Source organism: Hyphomonas adhaerens MHS-3, assembly GCF_000685235.1.
Taxonomy (GTDB): domain Bacteria; phylum Pseudomonadota; class Alphaproteobacteria; order Caulobacterales; family Hyphomonadaceae; genus Hyphomonas; species Hyphomonas adhaerens.
Genome location: NZ_ARYH01000001.1, coordinates 1,701,659 through 1,723,805, shown reverse-complemented (window position 1 = coordinate 1,723,805; position 22,147 = coordinate 1,701,659). Strand labels below are relative to the sequence as shown.

Below are 22,147 nucleotides of genomic sequence, written 5' to 3'. Positions count from 1 at the left end.
GGCAGGCTTCCAGGGTGTTCCTCAAAAAAGCGGTGCAGATAGGCAAGGCGCGGGCACGGCAGGCGATCCTGCCAAAACCGGCTGTTCCCGGCGCACGCGGCCTCAGGAACATCTCGCCGGACGCCCCGCTGGTCGTCGCCGGCATGTTCCGCACCTATAACGGCATCGGCCGGGCGGCCAAGCTCTGCTACGAGGCACTGGTGGCAGATGGCCATGCCCCGCTCGCCGTCGATCTCAGCGAAACCTTCTTCCAGGCCGAACAACCGCCGAGCGTACCCCTTTCCGCCATGCCGCGGACCCGCAACGGCACGCTGATTCTCTACGCCAACGGCCCTGAAACGCAGCGCGCGCTGATCGCCCTTGGCCTGCGCCGCTGGCATAACTGGACCGTGATCGGCAGCTGGGCCTGGGAACTGGGCGTTGCGCCGAATGACTGGGCCCGGGCCGCCAATCATCTTTCGGCCATCTGGGCCCCCAGCGAATTTGTCCGCACAGCCATCACGCCCGGTCCGCACAAGCCGGTTTACCGCGTGCCGCACCATGTGGCCCTCGCCGACGACATCCAGCGCCGCCAGGGCCGGTTCCACAATCCGGAACATATCGTCCAGATCGCCGCGCTTGCCGATGGACGCTCCTCCTTCAAGCGCAAGAACGTGCTGGGCGCGGCGGAAATCTTCCGGCGCGCCTTCCCCGACGATCCGGACGTGCGCTTCAACGTGAAGTGCCGGAACCTGTCGATGTTCCCGGAATACCACCAGATGCTGCGGGCAATGGCCGCCGAGGACCCCCGCATCCAGCTGATCGAGGGCGACCTCAGCGAGGCCGACCAGCAGTCTTTCCTGTTCGACAATGACATCCTGCTTTCCGCGCACCGGGCCGAAGGCTTTGGCCTCACCCTGGCCGAGTCCATGGCGGCCGGACGGGCCGTGGTGGCGACCGGCTGGTCCGGCAATATCGACTTCATGACTTCGGAAAGTGCCATGCTGGTGCCCTACAAGCTGGTGCCTGTGGACGACCCGGCCGGCGCCTATATCGATTATGGCCATGCCAAATGGGCGGAGCCGGACATCGGCGAAGCCGTGCAGATGCTGCGGGCCCTGCGTGAACAGCCGGAGCTGCGGGCGCGCATGGGACATGCGGCACGCGACACGATTGCGCAAACGCTTCCGCAATCGGTTTATTCCCAGGCGCTGGGCCGTCTCGCGGCCGGCACGCCGGCTCCGGCCGCCTGACCGGTTCGCGCAGGATTCGACCGGACATGCCGCTGATTTCCATTATCGTCGTGAATTATAACGGCCGGGATTACCTGCCCCGGATGCTGGACGCGCTGCGGGCGCAGACCTTCCGGGACTTTGAGCTCATCCTGCTCGACAATGCGTCGAGCGACGGTTCGGCTGACGCGCCGGACCTGACCGGCCTTCCGGCGGCCCGGCTCATCCGCGAAACCGACAATCACGGCTACGCTCGTGGAAACAACCTCGCTGTAAAGCAGGCCACCGGCGAATGGCTGGTCCTGCTCAACCCCGATACGCAGGCCGCGCCGGACTTCCTCGAACAGTTCGTTGCCGCCAGCACAGCCCATCCGGATGTGAACGCCTTTGCCGGATGCCAGTACCTGATGCAGGAACCCGGCAAGCTGGACGGCGTCGGCGATGCCTATTGCATTTTCGGCTTTCCCTGGCGGGGCGGCTTCGGCCACCCGGTCAGCGCGCTGCCGGGCCCGGGCGAAGTGTTCAGCGCCTGCGGGGCGGCCGCGATGATCCGGCGGTCGGTCTACCTGGCACATGGCGGCTTCGACGAGCGCTTCTTCATGTATTGCGAGGATGTCGATTTCGGCTTCCGTCTGCGGCTGGCCGGCGAAACCTGCCGGTTCGTGCCGCAGGCCAGTGTGCAGCACGCGGCCTCCGGCATTTCAGGCCGCACATCGGAGCGCACGCTCTATCATGGCACGCGCAACCGGGTGTGGACCTATTTCAAGAACATGCCGGCCGGACTGCTGGTCCTCACCCTTCCCGGCCATCTGGTGCTCTCGGCCTATCTGCTGATGCGGGCGGCGATGACCGGCACCGGCGGGCCGATCTGGCGCGGTATGCGGGACGGTTTTGCGGGCGCCTTGCGTCTGCGCGCCTCGAATCAATGGCGCTGGACCGGCAAGCGCGCGTCCAGCTGGCGCCTTGCCCGCGCCATGGCGTGGAACCCCTTCCGGATGAGCCGCCGCCTGCCCCATGTCCGTCCGGATCCGTGACACTTCGGGCAAAACAAGTTGAAACCAAAGGTGATTGGCGGCCCGGCAGCACGCCGACTAACACCGCCTCAAATCCCTCATAGACTGACCTCAAGAGAAGCCCATGTCCCTCCCCTTCATCGACCTTCAGGCCCAGCGCAAACGGATCGAAAGCGAAGTCAACGCCGCCATCCTCTCCGTCGTGGAGAGCGGGCGCTATGTGCTCGGCCCGGAAGTGACGGAACTGGAAAAGCAGCTCGCGGCCTGGTGCGGCGCGAAACACTCGGTCAGCTGCGCCAATGGCACGGATGCCATCGCCCTGCCGCTGATGGCGTGGGAAGTGGGCCCCGGCGATGCGGTCTTCTGCCCGTCCTTCACCTTCGTTGCGACGGCGCAGGTCGTGCCGTGGACGGGCGCCTCGCCGGTCTTCGTCGATATCCTGCCCGACACCTACAACATGGACCCGGCCAGCCTTGAGGCCGCCATCGCCCGCGTGAAGGCCGAAGGCAAGCTGACGCCGAAGGTTGTCATCGCGGTCGACCTGTTCGGCCAGCCCGCGGACTATCCGGCCATCAAGGCGATCTGCGACCGCGAAGGCATGAAGCTGATCTCCGACAATGCGCAGGGCTTTGGCTGCACGCTGAACGGCAAGGCGACGACCGACTGGGCCGACATCGCGACCACCAGTTTCTTCCCGGCCAAGCCGCTTGGCTGTTATGGCGACGGCGGCGCAGTGGTGACCAATGACGACCGCCTCGCAGAACTGGTCGAGGCGCTGCGCGTCTACGGCAAGGTCACGCCGACCGATGCGGCCGAGCGCAACTTCCATCACGACCCGAAATACCTGTCGCTGCGCGTCGGCATGAACTCCCGCCTCGACACGATCCAGGCGGCCGTCCTGCTGGAGAAGCTGAAAATCTTCGCCGACGAGATCGAGCAGCGCCAGAAAGTGGCCGCGCGCTACAATGAAGGCCTGAACGGCCATGTCCGCCGCGTGCCAACCGTCATCGAGGGCGGCAAGAGCGTGTGGGCGCAATATGTCATCGAGCACGAAAACCGCGACGGTCTGCAGGCCCATCTCGGCACACAGGGCATTCCGACAGCGGTCTATTATCCGGTGCCGATCCACATGCAGGACTTCGCCGCAGACTGGGCCCCGCCCGCCGGGTCGATGCCGGTGACGGAAGAAGCCAGCCGCTACGTCATTGCCCTGCCCATGCACCCTTATCTCTCGGAAGAAGATCAGGACCGCATCATCGACGCCATCCGCGCGTTTAACGGCTGAGGCCTATTTCAGGCTGTAATAGTCTGAGATCAGATCAAACATCAGCCGGATGCGCTTGCTGGTGTGCAGTTCGCGATGGGTCACCAGCCAGATCGGCACGTCGAACGGTTTGAAGTCGGGCCAGACGATTTCCAGGTCCGGGAACTGGTCCACTTCATCCGCGATGAACAAGCCGACGCCCAGGCCTTTCCTTGCCAGCTCAATGGCCGCAAGGCCGCTATCGGCTGACGCAGTGAAATTCGACGTGGTCAGCGCGAGCCCTTTCTGCTTCAGGGGCTGGATCAGCGTGTCGCGCGTGTCGACCCCGATATATTTCAGTTTCTGGAGATCCCCGGCGTCGCGCGGCCGCCCGGCCCGGTCCAGATAGTCTTTCGACGCATACAATGTGGCCGATGTGGTGCGCACCTTTTTCGCGATCAGCTCCGGCTCGCTGGGTCTTGCGTGGCGGATGGCGATATCCGCCTCGCGCTGGAGGAGGTCCCGCAATTTGTTGGACGTGCGGATCTCCACTTCGATGTCCGGCGCGATCTTCCGCAGGCGGAGCAGCATGTCCGGTAAATGATAGCAGGCCAGCGTGTCTGTCGTTGCGATGCGGACAAGGCCGGCAACCGCTTGTGACTGGCCGGAAGCCGACAGGGACAATTTCGCCGCCGCCTCGTGCATGGCACGGACATGGTCCAGAACCTCCAGCCCGGCCGAGGTGAGGCTGGTCATGCGCGGGCCGCGTTCGAACAGGGTGATCCCCAGTTTCTCTTCCAGTGCACTGACCTGGCGGCTCAGCGTCGGCTGGGTCACGCCAAGGGCGCGCGCGGCAGCCGACAGCGACCCCTCCTCCGCCGTCGCGAGGAAGGCGCGCGCCTGATTCCAGTCGAAGTCCGCCGTATCCCAGTTCATTGATCTGCGTATACCAGATCAAGAAATTTGCGCAATTTATGTATGGGTTATCCCCGGCTACAGATGCCCTGACACGAAACCGGCCCCTGCCGGAAAACATGCCGAGGCCGCCATGACACTAGCAGCAAGTCTTCCAACGCCGTCCCGCCACCGGGAAAATTCCGGTTCCCGGTCGCCTGAGCGGATGAAGTCGATCGGACGATTGACGGGCGCGCTTTACCTGCTGCTCGCCATCATCGGCGGGTCCTCCTATTTCCTCGTGTCGGAAACCCTGATCATCCATGGCGACGACGCCGCGACCACGCAGAACATCCTCTCGAACGAAGGCCTGTTCCGGGCGGGGGTCGCCGCATGGCTGGTGACGGCCCTGATCGACATCGTCATCGCCTATCTCTTCTACTGGATCTTCGCGCCGGCCTCCCCACGGCTGGCGCTGATGTCGATGGTGTTCCGGCTCATTTACGTCTCGGTCCACGCCGCAGCCTTGACCAGCCTGTTCGGGATCATTTCGCTCATCGATCAGGGGGCCGCTGCCGGCATGCCCGATACGGTGCTCCGTCTGGCCGAAGCGCATTTGAACGGGTTCATGGTGTCGCTCCTGATTTTCGGGGTCCATCTGATGCTTCTGGCGGTGATGATCTACCGGACCGGCGCCGTGCCGAGACTGTTCGCGGTCCTGCTGATGCTCGCCGGGGGCGCTTATGCGGCAGACACGTTTGCCCTGGCCTTGTTGCCAACCGCCTCTGCTGCCTCCGGTTACATCGACCATGCGGTCACGATCCTCGCCACGGCTGGCGAAATCGGGTTCCTTCTCTGGCTGCTGGTGGCCGGGATCAGGACGCCGCACGTCCGGTGAGCGGCCGCAATGGCGGGGCCGCCGGCGCTTTACGGAATCCTCAGGTGTTGCGGTTATAAATCCGGCGCTGGTGGTCAGGCATGGGCCAGAAATGGCACATGCCTTGCTGTAAAACGGGCTGTTGGGAATCCGCATTTACCAAACGGGGCGCATGCCGCGCCATTTTCCTTTAAAGTTGCGCGGAAACAAAGGGTTTCAGGGACATGGCTCAAAAGGAAGACGTTCTTGTCTTTGATCTGGACGGCACGCTGATCCGCAACGACCTGACGCATGAGCTGCTGGTCCTGTGCGCGCGGTGGAAGCCGCACCTGCTGCCGATCGCCCTCTTCAAATTCCTGATCAGCAAGCCCGAAGCCAAGCGCTACCTCGCCGAGAAGCTGCATCTCCATTACGACGCCGCCAGCCTGCCCTACGATCCGGATGTGATCGCCCTGATGGAGGCCCACAAGGCGAAGGGCGTGCCGGTCGAGATCGTATCGGGGTCAGACCACATTCTCGTCCAGAAGGTGGCCGACCATCTGGAAGTGGATTTCTTCAAGGGCTCTGAACCCGGCAACAATCTCACCTCCACGCGCAAGGCGGCTTTCCTGCGCGAGCGCCACGGCGACAGCTTCGTCTATGTCGGCAATTCGAGCGCCGATTATGCCGTCTGGCGCGCGGCGCGTAAGGGCTATGGCGTCAATGCCCCGTCCCGCTCCTACAAGCTGAAGCAGGATGACGGCCGGGATGTCGAGGTGGAACGCCTCGTCGACCGGCGCGGCCGGCTGAAGCCGCTGCTGAAGGCCATGCGCCTGCACCAGTGGGCGAAGAACGTGTTGATCTTCATCGTGCCGGGCCTCGTCCTGCCGACGCTGGACACGACCGATTTCATCAAGCTTGTGCTCGCTTTCTTCTGCTTCTCGCTGCTCGCCAGCGCGACCTACATGCTGAACGACCTGTTCGACATGCCGGACGACCGCGCGCATCATTCCAAGCACGCCCGTCCGCTTGCCAGCGGCGCCCTCAGCGTCCCGCTTGCGGGCCTGTTCATGGCGGTCGTCATCCCTTCGACGATTGCCCTCTCCTTCCTGATCTCGACCGCATTCGGGATCACCACGCTGGTCTATGGCATCATGACCTGCGCCTATTCCTTCCGCCTGAAACGCCTGCCGGTGCTGGACGTGTTCATCCTGGCGGGCCTGTTCATGATCCGCGTCATCGCGGGCGCCAATGTCGTCGGCGCGCCGCCCACGGGCTGGCTGCTCACCTTCATCGGCACTTTCTTCCTGTCACTGGCCATCGGGAAACGCTATGTCGAAGTGGTCCGTACACGCGACAAGGGCAGCGTCACCGGCCGTGGCTATGTGGCCAGCGACGAGATCCCCCTGCTCGCCATGGGCACGGCGGCCGGGTTCTCCTCCGTCATCTCCCTGCTGATCTATGGCCTGCTGTCGCAGTCGCAGATCTTCCATTCGGAAACGACGATCCTGCTCGGCTCCGCCATCCTCGCGGCCTGGGTGCTGCGCTTCTGGATGATTGCCGGACGCGGTGAGCTGCATGACGATCCGGTGATCTTTGCCGTCAAGGACAAGGTCAGCCTCCTGTCGCTGGGCCTGATCGGCCTGATCATGGGGCTCGATATCACGAGGCCGGTATGGTCAAGCCTGTTCTAAGCTGGGGCCGCGCGCAGCGGTACGATCAGACGGTCGTCTCCCTCGGCCGGTTCGAAACGGCCTTTGACGGCAACCGTCCGCTGGACGGCCCAGTCACCTTCCGTGGCATGGGGCGCTCCTATGGCGATGTCGCCCTCAACGAGAACGGCACGCTGGTGCAGGCCACCGGCCCGGACAGCGTCATCGCCTTCGACCGGGAGACCGGCATCCTGCGCGCCCGCTCCGGCCTGACGCTGGCCGACCTGCACCGCATCACCATCCCGGCCGGCTGGATCGTCGCGGTGACACCGGGCACGAAATTCGTGACTCTTGGCGGCGCCGTCGCCAATGACGTGCACGGGAAAAACCACCACACGGCGGGCAGTTTCGGCGCCCACGTCACCGCGCTGATGCTGGTGCGCTCAAACGGCGAGCGCCTCCTGTGCAGCCCGTCCGAAAATGCCGACATGTTCGCGCTGACGATCTCCGGCCTTGGCCTGACCGGCTATATCGAATGGGTCGAACTGCAGCTGAAGCGGATCACGTCCAGCAACCTCCATGTTGAAAACCGTCCCTATGCGGACCTCGACGAATTCTTCTCATTGAGCGAGGAAAGCGCCGACTGGCCTTACACCGTGGCCTGGCTCGACTGTTTCAGTCCGGAAGCCGCACTGGGCCGCGGCGTCTTTTCCCGCGCCCGCTATGTCGAACACGGCCCGCTGAACGTGAAGCCCGCGGACAAGGCGATCAAATGGCCGCTTGAGATGCCGTCCTTCCTGTTGAACCGGATGTCGATCTCGGCCTTCAACTGGCTCTACCGCCACCGGCCCGCCGCGACCTTCAAGGGGCAGCAGGACTATGACCCGTTCTTCTACCCGCTCGACGGCATTCTCGACTGGAACAAGCTGTATGGTCACAAGGGCTTTTTCCAGCATCAGTCCATCATCCCGATGGAAAACGGCAAGGCCGGCGTCCGTGAATTGCTGGAAGCGATCCGCCGCGAAGGCCAGGGCTCGTTCCTCGCTGTGCTGAAAGTTCACGGCAAGGAGCTTTCGCCCGGCCGCAATACCTTCCCCTATGAAGGGGTCAGCCTAGCGCTCGATTTTGCCAATCGCGGCCGGAAAACCGTCGACTTCCTGCACCGGCTGGATGCCATCGTCCTTGCCCATGGCGGGCGCATGTATCCGGCCAAGGATGCCTTGATGACAGGCGAAACCTACCGCAAGACCTATCCAAACTGGGAAGCCCTGGAAAACGCCAGGGATCCCATGATCAGCTCGTCATTCTGGCGGCGCGTCACAAATTGAACGGACAAGCGAGCATGACCTCTTCCAACAAGACCCTTCTCGTTCTGGGGGCGACCTCCGGCCTCGCGCAGGCCTATCTGCGGCTGGTCAGCGCGGAAGGCGCGTTCGGCACCTATGTGCTGGTCGCGCGGAATGGAGAGACCCTGTCGACGGTGCGTGACGACATCGCCGCACGCTCGGGCGCCAAAGTGATCACGATCACGGCGGACCTGTCAGACCCGGACAAGATCCTGCCGGTGATGGAAGACGTTGCGAAACAGCATGCAGGCAATATTGATGAGGGCTTCCTCGCCTATGGCGTACTGGGTGACCAGAAAGACTTCCAGGACAATGCCAGCCATCTGAAAGATATGCTGGACACGAACTTTGTGTCTGCCGTGCTCTGGATGGAGACACTGGCCAAAGTGTTCGAAACGCAGGGACACGGCCAGCTGGTCGTGATCGGCTCTGTCGCAGGCGACCGCGGCCGCCAGTCGAACTACCTCTATGGCGCGACGAAGGCCGGACTGGAGCGCGTCTCCGAAGGCATGAGCCACCGCTTCGCCGCCAACAAGGACATTGCCGTCACGCTGGTCAAGCCGGGCTTCATGGATACGCCGATGACGGATCATATTGCCAAGGGCGGCCCGCTCTGGGCGACGGCCGACGCGGTGGCGCAAATCATCCGCAAGGCGGTCGTGAAGAAGCGCGCCCGCATCTATGCGCCCTGGTTCTGGCGCTGGATCCTGCTGATCATCCGCGCTGTGCCGATGCCCATCTTCCACAAGACGAAACTGTAAGGGCGCCCCGCGAATGCCCATGTCGAAAAAGATTGCGATCTATGCGGCCGCGGCGGTGTTCTCGATCATCGTGAACATCGGGTCGCAGTACGGCGTCGTCCAGCTGTTCGGCGACGGCACGCTGGCGGTCTACGCCTCGATCTTTGTCGGCACCGGCGCCGGACTCGTCTCGAAATACCTCTTGGACAAGTTCCTCGTCTTTGAAGAGAAGCTGGAACATGGCCGCGCCATGGTTTCGCAATTCGCGTTCTACACGTTCACCGGCGTGTTCACGACGATCGTCTTCTGGGGCACGGAGATCTTCTTCCACTATGCCTTCGAGTCCGACCTGATGCGTTATGTCGGCGGCGTCATCGGCCTCGTTATCGGCTACATCCTGAAATTCCTGCTGGATTCCCGCTTCGTCTTCCGCAAGGCGGCCTGACCCTCCCCCTCTCGACTGGAACTGGCGCAGACCGCCCCTGACGGCCCGGCCTGACCGGGGGCCGGGGCCGTCTGTTGATGGTCCATAGAGGGTGTATTGAGTGTGTTCCTGATGGTGTTCCTGATGGTGTTCCGGGGCGGGTTACACCTCCGTCACAGGAAGGCACGTTGCCTTTTTTTTGGCTCCATGCTACCCGCGCACAAACGTATAAAGGAACATTGATATGGCGAAGACGTATCACGTCGCGGACATCACCCTCGCAGATTTCGGACGCAAGGAAATCGCGATTGCCGAAACAGAAATGCCGGGCCTGATGTCAGCCCGCGAAGAGTTCGGCGCTGAGCAGCCCCTGAAGGGCGCCAAGATTGCCGGCTCGCTGCACATGACCATCCAGACGGCTGTCCTGATCCAGACGCTTGAAGCCCTGGGCGCCGACGTTCAGTGGGTCTCCTGCAATATCTACAGCACACAGGATCACGCTGCCGCGGCCATCGCCGCCAGTGGCACGCCGGTCTGGGCCTATAAAGGCGAAACGCTGGAAGAGTACTGGGACTACACCGACCGCCTGTTCCACTGGCATGACGGCACCGCCCCGAACCTGATCCTCGACGATGGCGGCGACGCGACGCTCTACCTCGTCCTCGGCGAGAAAGCCGAAGCGGACGCCTCCGTGATCTCCAAGCCGTCCTCGGATGAGGAGCGCGCCCTGTTCGCCCAGATCAAGAAGCGGATGGAAGCCTCCCCGGGCTGGTTTGCAAAGACCAAGGCAGGCATCAAGGGCGTCTCCGAAGAGACGACCACAGGCGTTAACCGCTTGTATCAAATGGAAAAACGCGGCGAACTGCCCTTCCCGGCGATCAACGTCAATGACAGCGTGACCAAGTCGAAATTCGACAACAAGTATGGCTGTAAAGAGAGCCTGGTCGACGCGATCCGCCGCGGCACCGACGTGATGATGGCCGGCAAGAAGGCTTTCGTCGCCGGCTATGGCGATGTCGGCAAAGGCTCGGCCGCTTCGCTCTCCGGCTCCGGTGCCCGCGTGGCCGTTTCCGAGGTCGACCCGATCTGCGCCCTGCAGGCTGCGATGGACGGCTATGAAGTCCTCACCATGGAAAACGCTGCCCCGCTGTTCGACATCTTTGTCACCTCCACAGGCAACAAGGACATCATCACCGTCGACCACATGCGGGCGATGAAAGACATGGCGATCGTCTGCAATATCGGCCACTTCGACAATGAGATTCAGGTCGAAGGCCTTAAGAATTTCGAATGGACGAACATCAAGCCGCAGGTGGACATGATCACCTTCCCGGATGGCAAGCGCATCATCCTCCTGTCGGAAGGCCGCCTTGTGAACCTCGGCAATGCCACGGGCCACCCGTCCTTCGTGATGTCCGCCTCGTTCACCAACCAGACTCTGGCGCAGATGGAACTGTGGACGCGCGGGCACGAATACGAGAACAAGGTCTACACCCTGCCCAAGCACCTCGATGAGAAGGTCGCCATGCTGCACCTTGAAAAGCTTGGGGTTCAGCTGACCGAACTGTCGCGTGAACAGGCCGATTATATCGGTGTGAACACGGTCGGCCCGTTCAAGCCGGAACACTACCGGTACTAGGCCCCCAGGGCGGGACGCAGCATGACAACCGGCGATCACATCCTGACTTTATCCTGCCCGGACCGGGTCGGGATTGTCGCGACGCTGGCGCACCTCATGGAAGCGCATGAGTGCTTCATTGCGTCCTCCCGCACCTTTGGTGACACCGAGTCCGGGCAATTCTTTGCCCGGCTCGTGTTCCGCGCGCCGGAAGGCGGAGAAGTGCCGCTCAGCCTGCTGGGCGACATCGAGGAAGCGGGCGAAGAGCTGGAAGCCGACTGGAGCGTCGCCCCGGTCGGCCAGCGCATGCGGACGCTGCTGCTGGTCTCGAAGTCAGACCATTGTGCCAACACGCTGCTCTACGCCTCCCGCCGCAAGGAGCTGCCGATCGACGTGGTCGGAATCGTGTCGAACAATGAGACGCTGAAAGACCAGTTCGCCCATTTCGGCCTGCCCTGGTACCACATCCCGGTGACGGCATCGACAAAGCCTGAGGCCGAAGCGCGGCTCTTCCACGTGATTGAGGAAACCGGCGCGGACCTGGTCGTCCTCGCCCGTTACATGCAGGTGCTCAGCGACGATGCCTGCCGGGAACTGGAGGGACGGTGCATCAATATCCACCACTCCTTCCTGCCGAGCTTCAAGGGCGCCCGCCCCTATCACCAGGCCCACGCCCGCGGCGTGAAGGTCATCGGCGCCACCGCCCATTACGTCACCGCAAACCTGGATGAAGGCCCGATCATCACCCAGGTTACTGAATCCATCGACCATACCTACACCCCCGCCGACATGATCGAGACCGGCCGCCACCTGGAAGGCACGGCCCTTCTGCGCGCCGTCAAGGCACACGCAGAGCACCGCGTTTTCAGTCATGCAGGCCGGACCATCGTCTTCGCCAGATAAGCCCTCAGAGGAAACTGCCATGAAACTCTCCGCCCACGAATTCACCTCCGAAAGTGTTTCGGAAGGCCATCCGGACAAGGTCGCAGACCAGGTTTCGGACGCGATTGTTGACCTGTTCCTGGCAAAGGATCCGACGGCCAAGGTCGCCGTGGAAACACTGACCACGACCAACAAGATCGTGCTGGCTGGCGAAGTGCGCACGAATAACGGCGCGGTGGTCACCGAAGAGGAAATGAACGAGGCCGCCCGGGCCGTCGTGAAGCGGATCGGCTACGAACAGGATGGCTTCCACTGGAAGAATTTGTCGATCGACAATCTCGTTCACGGCCAGTCCGCCGAAATCGCCCAGGGCGTGGAAGCGGGCCAGGGCCTGTTCAAGGAAGAAGGCGCGGGCGACCAAGGCATCATGTTCGGTTACGCCACCAATGAGACGCCGGAACTGATGCCGGCGACGCTGGTCTATTCCCACCAGATCCTCCAGAAACTGGCCGCGCTGCGCCATTCCGGTGAGCGCCCGCAGCTGGAGCCGGACGCCAAGAGCCAGGTCACGCTGCAATATGAAGGCTCCAAGCCCGTCGGCGTGAACGCGATCGTCGTCTCCCACCAGCACGGCAAGGATGTCAGCCAGGACGAACTGCGCGAGATCATCCGCCCGGTCGTCGCGGACGTGCTGCCGGAAGGCTGGTTCCCGCCGGAAGACAAGTTCTATGTGAACCCGACAGGCAGCTTCTATATCGGCGGCCCGGATGGCGACGCAGGCCTCACAGGCCGGAAGATCATCGTCGACACCTATGGCGGGGCCGCTCCGCATGGCGGCGGCGCATTCTCTGGCAAGGACCCGTCCAAGGTGGACCGTTCTGCCGCTTACGCGACGCGCTACCTCGCGAAGAATGTCGTGGCCGCCGGACTTGCCGAGCGCTGCACGATCCAGGTCAGCTACGCCATCGGCGTGTCGCAGCCCCTGTCGATCTATGTCGACACCCATGGCACCGGCAAGGCGGATGAAGTCCGCATCGCGAAGACAATTCGGGAACTGTTCGATCTCTCCCCGAAAGGCATCCGCACGCACCTTCAGCTGAACCGTCCGATCTATGGCCCAAGCGCCGCCTATGGCCATTTCGGCCGCCAGCCGGGCGACAATGGGGCCTTCAGCTGGGAAAAAACGGACCTGACGTCGGAGCTCGCACGCCTCGCCAACTAGGCAGGTTTACTGGACGATCATCACATCGCTGACCGTGGCAATTTCGCTGCCCCGGCACAGGATCCGTATGCCGTCCGGCAGCGGTGCAGGCGCCATCTGGCGGTAGGCGACCGTGCCCGGCACAGCCGCCCCGCCGGGCTTCAGCTCCAGGATGAGCCCGGTTGCGGACGGCATGTCCAGCGGCGCCATGAACCAGCTGTCCTTGCTGTCTACGTCCAGCATCACGATCATTCTGGTCGGCTCGCTGCCGATGGTTGGCATCCGGTTGACCCAAGCCTTGGCGCTCGTCACGGCCGGGCACGCCGGTGCGGCCTCCGCATCGGCAACCCGGTCAGGCTCGATCTGCTCATCCGAAGTATGTGGCCAGTGGCACTGGCATCCGGCCAGCATCCCGAGTGATGCCAGCGCCGCTGCTGCGCGCATCCTCACCAGTCTGTCGATAGCCTGAACCACAGGGCGCTCTCCTCTTCAGCACCCGCGATATGGTTCGGCGATGTCGACACCACGGCCGCCGTCTCGCCGGTCCAGCCGTCCACCAGCTGGAAGCCGTAGCGCGTTTCAAAATCCACCTGCCGCCCGCTGGGTGTCAGGTTGGCATTGATGGTTTGATGGATCAGCGCACCGGACACGTCGATGCCGACCGGCGCGTTGAGCGCGATCGAGCCCGTTTCCGCCCGCCATGGCTGGGCAACGATCAGGCTGAGACGCCCCGGCCCGGCCGGACGGCTCGCGCCAAGGGACCAGCGGCTGGTCCAGACATCATTCACATTCACGCCCGGCAGCTCGACGCTTGCCATCTCCATGCCGGACGACAGCGTCCAGCGCCGCCCTGCCAGCCAGGCGCCTTCCAGCGCATAGGCCGTCATCCGTGTCTGGTCTTCGGCGCCGAAGCGTTCCTGTACCGATCCACCGAGGGCGGTGTTCGCATCTTCCACAAAGGTGGCCCCGAACCGGTAAGACCAGCGCGGCTTGTCCCGGCCGAACCGGAAGCCGGACTGGCTGCGTCCACTTTGTTCGGCAGAGAAGAAGTCCATCACGAGGCCCTGCCTCAGATGGTGGCTGAACTTCGCCCACGCCCCGCCTGTGGAGAACGCGTTGCCGACGCCCGGCTCGTTCAGCAGCGACACATCCGGCGCCAGCCGGGTGAGCGATCCGCCCCGGCCGACTTCCACCTCGTTGGCGCCGAAACTGTAGCGCATCTGGAACGTCGATTCCGGGTCTTCCTGGTAGGGCGCCGTCGGATCGTCGTAAAGACGTGCCTGCGTCCAGTTGAAGGACAGATTGCCGGCGCGCACAGCATGCGTTTCACCCGCGGCCCAATCGGCCCGTGTCCCGAAGTCGACCATCCGGTTACCGGTCATGGCCGCTGGCAATTGAGAGGAAACGGCGTCGGCGTCCAGAACGAAGCCGCGTTCGTACCCGTCCTGAAAGACCAGTCCGTTCAGCGCGCCCGAGTTTGACGCCCAATCTCCGAACGCGCCGCCGCTTGGCGCCAGCGCCGCATCGATGGAGACTTTCTCCGTACCGAAATCCAGTGTCTGCTGCCCCTGGGGCGCAAAGGCCTTGATGAGATTGAGGATGCCGACGCCAGACACCTCATCGATCCCTTCGCCCGCCGCGGTTCCGGTGATCGGGTCGAGATCCGGATCGACATAGTCATCCGCCGTATCCAGAAGGATCTGCAGCGCAACCTCGGGCTTGTCCCTGAGGTTCGGGAATGTCTGCAGCATCAGCGCCAGCGCGCCTGCCATGTAGGGGGCCGAGAAAGACGTGCCGCTGGCATACCAGTAATCCGGCGTGTCATCGGCATCCCGGCATTGCTCGGTAACTGTGGCGGAACATGCCGGCCACTCCGGATGCACAACGTCATCATCGAGACCGGTCGTCGCGACGCCTTCACCCGGGGCCAGGATATAGTAACTCTTCGCGTCATTGCCGGCGCGATTGGAGAAATCTGAAATGGTGCGGTTGAGGTCGATTGAGCCGACAGCCACGACCCGCCCAAATGATTGGTCCTGTCCGGCGATATAGGCTGGCTCCGTCGGCGTTCCGCCGACCGCCGGGGTGATATTTCCCATCCCGTCATCGATGGCTGGCTCTGCTTCGTTCCCGGCAGAGATGACAACGAGGACGCCCGCCGAGGCAGCGCTGCGCACAGCATTTTCCAATGCCGGATTGGCATCGATTTCGCCGCCCAGCGACATGTTGATAACACTGGCGCCCTGGTCAACAGCATACTGAATGGCCCGCACGAGAGCAGCATCATTGTAATTGCAGCCTTCGTCCTCCCCTGTCCGGGCGCAGCTTCCCGGGCTGTCCGCACGAACCGATATGAGGGAGGATTCAAAGGCGACGCCCTGCACGCCTGTTCCTTCGTCAGATACCGTCGTGTAATCGTCCTGCCTGCGCGCAGCGATCACACCGGAAACCAGCGTCCCATGGCCGCTTGTATCGATATCGTCCGGCTGGCGGGTCGTGGTGATGGGATCCCCGTTCGCATCGTATCCGCTGCAATTCGTATCGGCACAGACATCGAAGGTCTGGACGAAGGCATCCTGCAGGTCCGGGTGATTATCGATTGTGCCCGTATCAATCACCGCGACCTTGATGCCGGCTCCGGTCGCCCCGATCGAGTAGGCCGCTGACGCGCCGATCACCGGCAACCCGCCGGTCAGGGTGTATTCGCGTGTTTCGAATGCCGAAGGCGGCGCGATCTCCGCCGGAAACGGCGGCGGTGGTGGAGGTGGTGGCGGCGCCGGAGGGGGCGGTAGAGGCGGCGACGCGGGCGTGACGGCGGAACTGCCGCCCCCGCCTCCACTGGCACACGCGCCAAGCATGGCAAGGGACGGTCCGGCAACTGCCAGGACAAGGGCCGTCTTCAAATGACGTAGCCGCTGTTGCCTCAACTGCATGTCCTTCGGCCTCCAAACAAGGGCGCCCCCCATGGAATTCGCTATCGCGATGCCGTGTCATCCTGCCCTGTAAATCGTGAACGGAACACCAACGCGCGTTGGCAGGCAAATTACGAAAACTCCACGCGTTCCTGCGAAAAGTGGAACAGGGACCGGGTTTCCTCATCGATGGAATCCCCCGGCACCTTCAGCAATTGATGCATCGCATTCTTCCGGTCCTTGAGGGCGTGCTCGAAATCCTCCTCGATCAACCGGTCGACCCCGGTCCGCACCATCGCGTCACGGACTTCCATGTACAGGGTCAACGAGCCACCGAGGAACATGGATTCATAGGCAATCTTGCTGGCGATCTTGTCATGAATATCCGTATACTGGAATTGCTTTTCCATCGTCGATTTACGCTTGCAGATGAAATCAATCTCATGCCGGTATTGCGGATGGCGCAGGTATAGGCTCTTCAGCGCCGTCATCTCATTGTCGATACGCGTCTTGATCTCGTCAGGCAGGGACTCGCTGAGGATGATGACGATGTCGATATCCGACCCCTTCACCATCTCTCCGGAAGCAACGTGCTCGCGTGGCTCATTGTGAGCGAGGAAATACGCAAGGTCACCGGCAATAAACGCGCAGAGCTGGCTGCGCACCTCGCGGCCGAGGCTGACGAACAGCTGCTTCATCACCTGTTGGGCGACGCTGATCTTCTCGCGGCTGATCTCACGGTGCATGTTGGACAACGTCCCTTGCCGCTCGATCATCTGGTCCCTTTGCCCGGGCAGGCCGAACAAGGAGAAGGACAGGAAATCCCGCTGGATCGAGGGGCTAAGACGCACCTGGTCATTCCGCGTGATGTCGTAGCGCAAATAATAGCTGGCGAAGTGGGAGACGTGGAAAGTCCGGCTGCGATAGCAGGTCTGCCACAGGGCCAGCGCCGGCACGTCGGGCATTTCCATGGCGAGTTCCTTGCCGATCATCGGGCCCTTTGCGGCGATCAGCTGAACAACCCGGCTTTCGATTTCTTCTAGGTCGGTTGTGGACAAGCGGCGCTCCTCTGCTCCGAGATTCGGAGCAGACTAGCCGCAGCTGCCCGTCGGCGCCAACATGAAGTCACCGAAGGGCCAGCTATGGATTTTGGCGCGCTACTCGACCGTGACCGACTTGGCGAGGTTGCGCGGCTGGTCAACATCCGTGCCTTTTGCCACCGCGACGTGATAGGCCAGCAGCTGAAGCGGGATCGCCGCGAGGATGGGCAGTGTGAAATTGTCTCCGTCAGGCAGGCGGATCACATGGTCCGCACGGTTGCCGGCCATCGCGATACCGGCATCGTCGGAAATCAGGATCACTTTCGCGCCGCGGGCGCGGACCTCCTCGACGTTCGAGATGGTTTTTTCGAACAGCTCGTCCTTCGGCGCGACAACAACGACCGGCAGGTCTTTCTCGATCAGGGCAATTGGCCCATGTTTCAACTCGCCGGCGGCATAGCCCTCTGCGTGGATGTAGGACACTTCCTTCAACTTCAGTGCACCTTCCAGGGCCAGCGGGTAGTACCGCCCCCGGCCCAGGAACAGGACATCGTTCGCCTGGGTCAGCGTCTTCGCAATCTCGGCGATCTGTTCCTGAGATTCCAGCGCTTCGGTGACTTTGCGCGGCAGGGCCAGCAGGTTCTTCACCGCCTTGACCTCATCGCCCGGCAGCAGATGGCCGCGGGCCCGCGCGGCGGCGAGCGCCATGACCGCCAGAACCGACAGCTGCGCCGTAAAGGCTTTGGTCGAGGCGACGCCGATTTCAGGCCCCGCATGGGTCGGCACAACGGCGCCCGCTTCGCGCGCGATGGAACTTTCCGGCACGTTGACGATCGCCACAGCGGTGGTTCCGTTCTGGCGGCAATAACGCAGAGCGGCCAGCGTGTCGGCGGTCTCGCCGGACTGGCTGACAAACAGGGCCGGGCCAGACTGGGGCAGCACCGGCTGGCGGTAGCGGAATTCGGACGCGATATCCGTTTCGAACGACAGGCGGGCGGCCTGTTCAAACCAGTATTTCGCCGTGAACGCGGCATAGTAAGCAGTGCCGCAGGCAATCGCGACAGCGCGGTCAGCGGCGGTGAAAGATGCGGTTGCCACCGTGCCGATGTCCAGCGTGCCGGCCACCTGGTCGACATAGGGCATGATCGACCGCGCGATCGATTCCGGCTGCTCGTGGATTTCCTTGAGCATGAAGTGGTCATATTCGCCGCGCTCAATGAGGGCATCATTGACGGCGGACGCCACACGCTTGCGGTTCACCCGCTCGCCACGTGCATTGCGGATGTCGAAACTGTCCGGCGTGAGGACGCACCAGTCGCCCTCCTCCAGATAGGTCACGTCGCGCGTGAACGGCGCCAGCGCAATGGCATCAGAGCCGAGATACATCTCCCCGTCGCCATAGCCGAGCACCAGCGGGCTACCGCGCCGGGCGCCCATCATCAGGCCTTCCTGTCCATCGAAGATGACGGCAAGGGCAAACGCGCCTTCAAGTTCGGCCAGCGTGGCCTCGAAAGCGTCGACCGGGTCGGCACCCTCGCTGATCTTCTGGTCCAGCAGCTGCGCGATCACTTCGGAGTCGGTTTCGGATTCAAACGTCCGTCCGGCAGCCTGCAAGGTGTCCCGAAGCTCGCGGAAATTCTCGATGATGCCGTTGTGGACGATCGCGACACCGCCGGCCATGTGCGGGTGGGCATTGCTTTCGTTTGGCTTGCCGTGCGTTGCCCAGCGCGTGTGCGCTATGCCGGTGGTGGCATTCATCGGCTGTTCGCGAAGCAGCGATTCGAGATTGACGATCTTCCCGGGCGCCCGCCGACGGTCGAGCCCGCCTGCAGCAGTTACGGCGATGCCGGCACTGTCATAGCCGCGATATTCCAGGCGCTTCAGACCATCGATCAATCGACCGGCAACAGGCTCTTTACCTGAAATCGCAACAATTCCGCACATAATCTACTCCGCTCCTGGCTGAGCTTTACCTAGACCCTGCCAAAACGGCAGAACAATGAAACTTTGTGAGCAATTGTGACAACGCCCTGCCCCGGATTCGCCGGGATTCCCAACACCCATGGGCATGACAACAAATTCGCAAGGGGAGAATCGCATGCTCCGGGAGATTGAAATTGCAGTTGTGAGCCTGTCACAACAGTCCGGCACGCCTGAAACAGGCGCTGCCATAAGTGCATCTGAATGCTAGGTTAAGTTCCAACTTGACCCGGCTTTTGCATATAGCCCCTGCAAGTATTACGGAGCCCGGACTATTGCCCAGACTAACCCACCTCGACAGGCTGGAAGCCGAAAGCCTCCACATCATCCGCGAAGTCGCCGCCGAATGTGAAAACCCGGTGATGCTGTACTCCGTCGGGAAGGATTCCGCCGTGATGTTGCATCTGGCGATGAAGGCATTCTACCCGTCCCGTCCGCCCTTCCCGCTGATGCATGTGGATACGACGTGGAAGTTCCGCGAAATGATCGAGTTTCGCGACCGCAAGGCTGCCGAGATGGGCATGGACCTCATCGTCCACATCAATGAAGAAGGCGTGCGCGAAGGCATCGGCCCGTTCACCCACGGCTCTGCCGTCCACACCGACATCATGAAGACCCAGGCGCTGAAACAGGCGCTCGACAAATACAAGTTCAGCGCGGCCTTTGGCGGGGCCCGCCGTGACGAAGAGAAATCGCGCGCCAAGGAACGGATCTTCTCCTTCCGCTCTGCCGAGCACCGCTGGGACCCGAAACGCCAGCGACCGGAGATCTGGAATGTCTTCAACACCCGCATCCATCCGGGCGAAAGCATCCGGGTCTTCCCGCTCTCGAACTGGACCGAGCTCGACATCTGGCAATATATCCGCCGCGAAGGCATCGAGATCGTGCCGCTCTATTTCGCGGCCGAGCGCCCTGTCGTGAACTGGAACGGCGTCGACATCATGGTCGACGACGACCGCATGCCGGAAGACCTGGCCAGGACGGCCGTCAGGAAATCCGTCCGCTTCCGGACACTTGGCTGCTATCCGTTGACCGGCGCCGTCGAAAGCACGGCGGCCACACTTGAAGATATCATCCAGGAAATGCTGCTGACCACGACCTCCGAACGTCAGGGCCGCGTGATCGACGCGGACCAGTCGGCGTCGATGGAAAAGAAAAAGCAGGAGGGCTATTTCTGATGCGCCTCACTGACGACCTCATCGCCACCGATATCGGCGCGTATCTCGAAAAGCACGAGAACAAGTCGCTCCTGCGGTTCATCACCTGCGGATCCGTGGATGACGGCAAGTCGACCCTGATCGGCCGCCTTCTCTACGATTCGAAGATGATCTTCGAAGACCAGCTCGCCTCGCTGGAAGCGGATTCAAAGAAAGTCGGCACCCAGGGCGAAAACATCGATTTCGCCCTGCTGGTCGACGGGCTCGCCGCCGAACGGGAACAGGGCATCACCATCGATGTTGCCTACCGTTTCTTCGCCACGGACAAACGCAAATTTATCGTCGCCGACACGCCCGGCCACGAACAGTACACGCGCAACATGGCAACCGGCGCTTCGACGGCAGACGTTGCCATCCTGATGATCGATGCCCGCAAAGGCATCCTGACACAGACGCGCCGGCACGCCTTCATCACGACGCTGCTCGGCATCCGCCGCCTCGTCCTCGCGGTGAACAAGATGGACCTGGTCGGCTATGACGAGACGATCTTCAACGACATCGTCGATGACTTCTACGCCTTCGCGGACGAGCTTGCGACCGACCTTGAGATCCAGCCAATTCCGATGTCGGCCCTCGCCGGGGTTAACATCACCAGCCGATCCAATGAAACGGATTGGTACGAAGGCCCGGCCCTCATGGAATATCTGGAAAACGTTCCGGTAGGCGACCGGCGCCTCAGCGCTGCCTTCCGCATGCCCGTGCAATGGGTGAACCGTCCGAACCTCGATTTCCGTGGCTTCTCAGGCCAGATCGCATCCGGCACGGTGAAGCCCGGCGACCGGGTCAAATCCATGCCGTCCGGCAAACAATCCACCATCGACCGCATCGTGACGGCCGATGGCGACCTGCAGGAAGCCATCGCCGGCCAGTCCGTGACGCTGACCCTGACGGACGAAATCGACGCCTCGCGCGGCGACGCCATCGTGACAGCGGATGATCCCACCGAAGTGTCCGACCAGTTCCAGGTCCGTATCCTCTGGATGAACGAGGCCCCGCTCCTGCCGGGCCGGCGTTACCTGCTGAAGATCGGCGCCAAGACGGTCACCGCGACCGTGAACGCTCCGAAATACGGCATTGACGTCAATACCTTGTCAGACGTTCCTGCAAAAACGCTCGAACTGAATCAGATCGGTGTGACGACGATCTCGCTCGACCAGCCGATCACGTTCGACCCTTATGACGTCAATCGCAATCTCGGCGGCTTTATCCTGATCGACCGGATGAGCAATGACACAGTCGGCCTGGGTCTGATTGATTTTGCCCTGCGCCGCGCGTCCAACATCCATTGGCAAGCCATGGATGTGGACCGGAACGCATTGGCCGAACAGAAAGGCCAGAAACCTGCCGTGCTCTGGTTCACGGGCCTGTCCGGATCGGGGAAATCCACCATTGCAAACGCGCTGCAGAAGCGGCTGTTCGCCATTGGCAAACATTCCTTCTCACTGGACGGCGACAATGTCCGCCACGGCCTGAACCGCGATCTCGGCTTTACCGATGCGGACCGTGTGGAAAATATCCGCCGGGTCGCCAATGTCGCCAAGCTGATGTCCGACGCCGGTCTCATCACGCTCGTCTCCTTCATCTCCCCCTTCCGGGCCGAGCGGCGCATGGCCCGGAACCTGATGGAAGACGGCGAGTTCATCGAGATCCATGTCGACACGCCGCTCGACGTCGCCGAGCAGCGTGACGTCAAAGGCCTCTATAAGAAGGCGCGTTCAGGAGAGATCAAGAATTTCACCGGTATATCGAGCCCCTATGAAGCACCCGAGAATCCGGAGCTCCGGATTGACACGGTGGACCGGAGCCCTGATGACGCTGCCGAGGAAATTCTGGACTACCTCCGGGAGAACGGCTTCCTCGGCGCCTGACAACAGGCGTCAGCCGGAGTGAGGCCAAAGCCGGCGACGGCGAAAGGAAG

Annotated in this window: 18 protein-coding genes; 13 read left to right on the top strand and 5 right to left on the bottom strand. The window is 62.4% G+C overall.

All coding sequences use genetic code 11. From position 1 onward, the window contains the following. Window positions 1-14 precede the first annotated feature (14 nt). From HAD_RS17920 to HAD_RS08470, 3 genes are all read left to right on the top strand, one after another. Entirely contained in the window at window positions 15-1,232 is a 1,218-nt protein-coding gene (locus HAD_RS17920) for a glycosyltransferase (RefSeq protein WP_051596042.1), read from the top strand. A gap of 26 nt (window positions 1,233-1,258) precedes the next feature. Next, window positions 1,259-2,245: a glycosyltransferase family 2 protein gene (locus tag HAD_RS08475; protein ID WP_035570494.1), complete on the top strand. Its 987-nt coding sequence runs from the start codon at window positions 1,259-1,261 to the stop codon at window positions 2,243-2,245. 103 nt (window positions 2,246-2,348) lie between these two features. Next, window positions 2,349-3,509, top strand: a complete 1,161-nt coding sequence (locus tag HAD_RS08470) for a DegT/DnrJ/EryC1/StrS family aminotransferase (protein ID WP_035570493.1) — start codon at window positions 2,349-2,351, stop codon at window positions 3,507-3,509. A gap of 3 nt (window positions 3,510-3,512) precedes the next feature. On the opposite strand, the gene HAD_RS08465 is transcribed toward HAD_RS08470, so the two are convergent. After that, entirely contained in the window at window positions 3,513-4,403 is an 891-nt protein-coding gene (locus HAD_RS08465; RefSeq protein WP_035570492.1) for a LysR family transcriptional regulator, read from the bottom strand. A 112-nt stretch (window positions 4,404-4,515) separates the two neighbouring features. Between HAD_RS08465 and HAD_RS08460 the strand changes: the two genes are divergently transcribed. From HAD_RS08460 to metK, 8 genes are all read left to right on the top strand, one after another. Next, entirely contained in the window at window positions 4,516-5,259 is a 744-nt protein-coding gene (locus HAD_RS08460) for a DUF4386 domain-containing protein (RefSeq protein WP_084331836.1), read from the top strand. 203 nt (window positions 5,260-5,462) lie between these two features. Further along, window positions 5,463-6,911: a UbiA family prenyltransferase gene (locus HAD_RS08455; protein WP_051596041.1), complete on the top strand. Its 1,449-nt coding sequence runs from the start codon at window positions 5,463-5,465 to the stop codon at window positions 6,909-6,911. After that, window positions 6,893-8,197 carry an FAD-binding oxidoreductase gene (locus tag HAD_RS08450; RefSeq protein WP_035570488.1) on the top strand — a complete coding sequence of 435 codons (1,305 nt, stop codon included), beginning with the start codon at window positions 6,893-6,895 and terminating at the stop codon, window positions 8,195-8,197. The genes HAD_RS08455 and HAD_RS08450 overlap by 19 nt, the downstream gene beginning before the upstream one ends. Window positions 8,198-8,211: 14 nt before the next feature. After that, complete coding sequence (locus HAD_RS08445) at window positions 8,212-8,976, top strand: SDR family NAD(P)-dependent oxidoreductase (RefSeq protein ID WP_035570487.1); 765 nt, start codon at window positions 8,212-8,214, stop codon at window positions 8,974-8,976. Window positions 8,977-8,995: 19 nt separating this feature from the next. Beyond that, entirely contained in the window at window positions 8,996-9,400 is a 405-nt protein-coding gene (locus tag HAD_RS08440; RefSeq protein ID WP_084331939.1) for a GtrA family protein, read from the top strand. Between the two features lie 223 nt (window positions 9,401-9,623). After that, window positions 9,624-11,018, top strand: a complete 1,395-nt coding sequence (gene ahcY, locus HAD_RS08435; protein WP_035570484.1) for an adenosylhomocysteinase — start codon at window positions 9,624-9,626, stop codon at window positions 11,016-11,018. Window positions 11,019-11,039: 21 nt separating this feature from the next. Beyond that, entirely contained in the window at window positions 11,040-11,900 is an 861-nt protein-coding gene (locus tag HAD_RS08430; protein ID WP_035570483.1) for a formyltetrahydrofolate deformylase, read from the top strand. Window positions 11,901-11,919: 19 nt separating this feature from the next. Next, on the top strand, window positions 11,920-13,101 hold the full coding sequence (gene metK / locus HAD_RS08425) for a methionine adenosyltransferase (protein WP_035570482.1): 1,182 nt from the start codon (window positions 11,920-11,922) through the stop codon (window positions 13,099-13,101). A gap of 6 nt (window positions 13,102-13,107) precedes the next feature. On the opposite strand, the gene HAD_RS08420 is transcribed toward metK, so the two are convergent. The 4 genes from HAD_RS08420 to glmS all read right to left on the bottom strand — a co-directional run bounded on the left by HAD_RS08420 (window position 13,108) and on the right by glmS (window position 18,976). After that, window positions 13,108-13,554, bottom strand: a complete 447-nt coding sequence (locus tag HAD_RS08420; RefSeq protein WP_156942206.1) for a hypothetical protein — start codon at window positions 13,552-13,554, stop codon at window positions 13,108-13,110. After that, complete coding sequence (locus tag HAD_RS08415) at window positions 13,527-16,013, bottom strand: S8 family peptidase (RefSeq protein WP_156942205.1); 2,487 nt, start codon at window positions 16,011-16,013, stop codon at window positions 13,527-13,529. The genes HAD_RS08420 and HAD_RS08415 overlap by 28 nt, the downstream gene beginning before the upstream one ends. Window positions 16,014-16,123: 110 nt before the next feature. Further along, window positions 16,124-17,050 carry a hypothetical protein gene (locus tag HAD_RS08410; RefSeq protein ID WP_035570479.1) on the bottom strand — a complete coding sequence of 309 codons (927 nt, stop codon included), beginning with the start codon at window positions 17,048-17,050 and terminating at the stop codon, window positions 16,124-16,126. Between the two features lie 99 nt (window positions 17,051-17,149). Continuing rightward, the gene (gene glmS / locus HAD_RS08405) at window positions 17,150-18,976 is read right to left on the bottom strand and encodes a glutamine--fructose-6-phosphate transaminase (isomerizing) (RefSeq protein WP_035570478.1); all 1,827 of its coding nucleotides are present in this window, start codon (window positions 18,974-18,976) and stop codon (window positions 17,150-17,152) included. Window positions 18,977-19,287: 311 nt separating this feature from the next. Between glmS and cysD the strand changes: the two genes are divergently transcribed. Together cysD and cysN are read left to right on the top strand one after the other, a co-directional pair. Further along, window positions 19,288-20,190 carry a sulfate adenylyltransferase subunit CysD gene (gene cysD / locus HAD_RS08400; protein ID WP_241765328.1) on the top strand — a complete coding sequence of 301 codons (903 nt, stop codon included), beginning with the start codon at window positions 19,288-19,290 and terminating at the stop codon, window positions 20,188-20,190. Continuing rightward, complete coding sequence (cysN, locus tag HAD_RS08395; protein WP_035570477.1) at window positions 20,190-22,097, top strand: sulfate adenylyltransferase subunit CysN; 1,908 nt, start codon at window positions 20,190-20,192, stop codon at window positions 22,095-22,097. Before cysD ends, cysN begins: the two co-directional genes overlap by 1 nt. Window positions 22,098-22,147 lie beyond the last annotated feature (50 nt).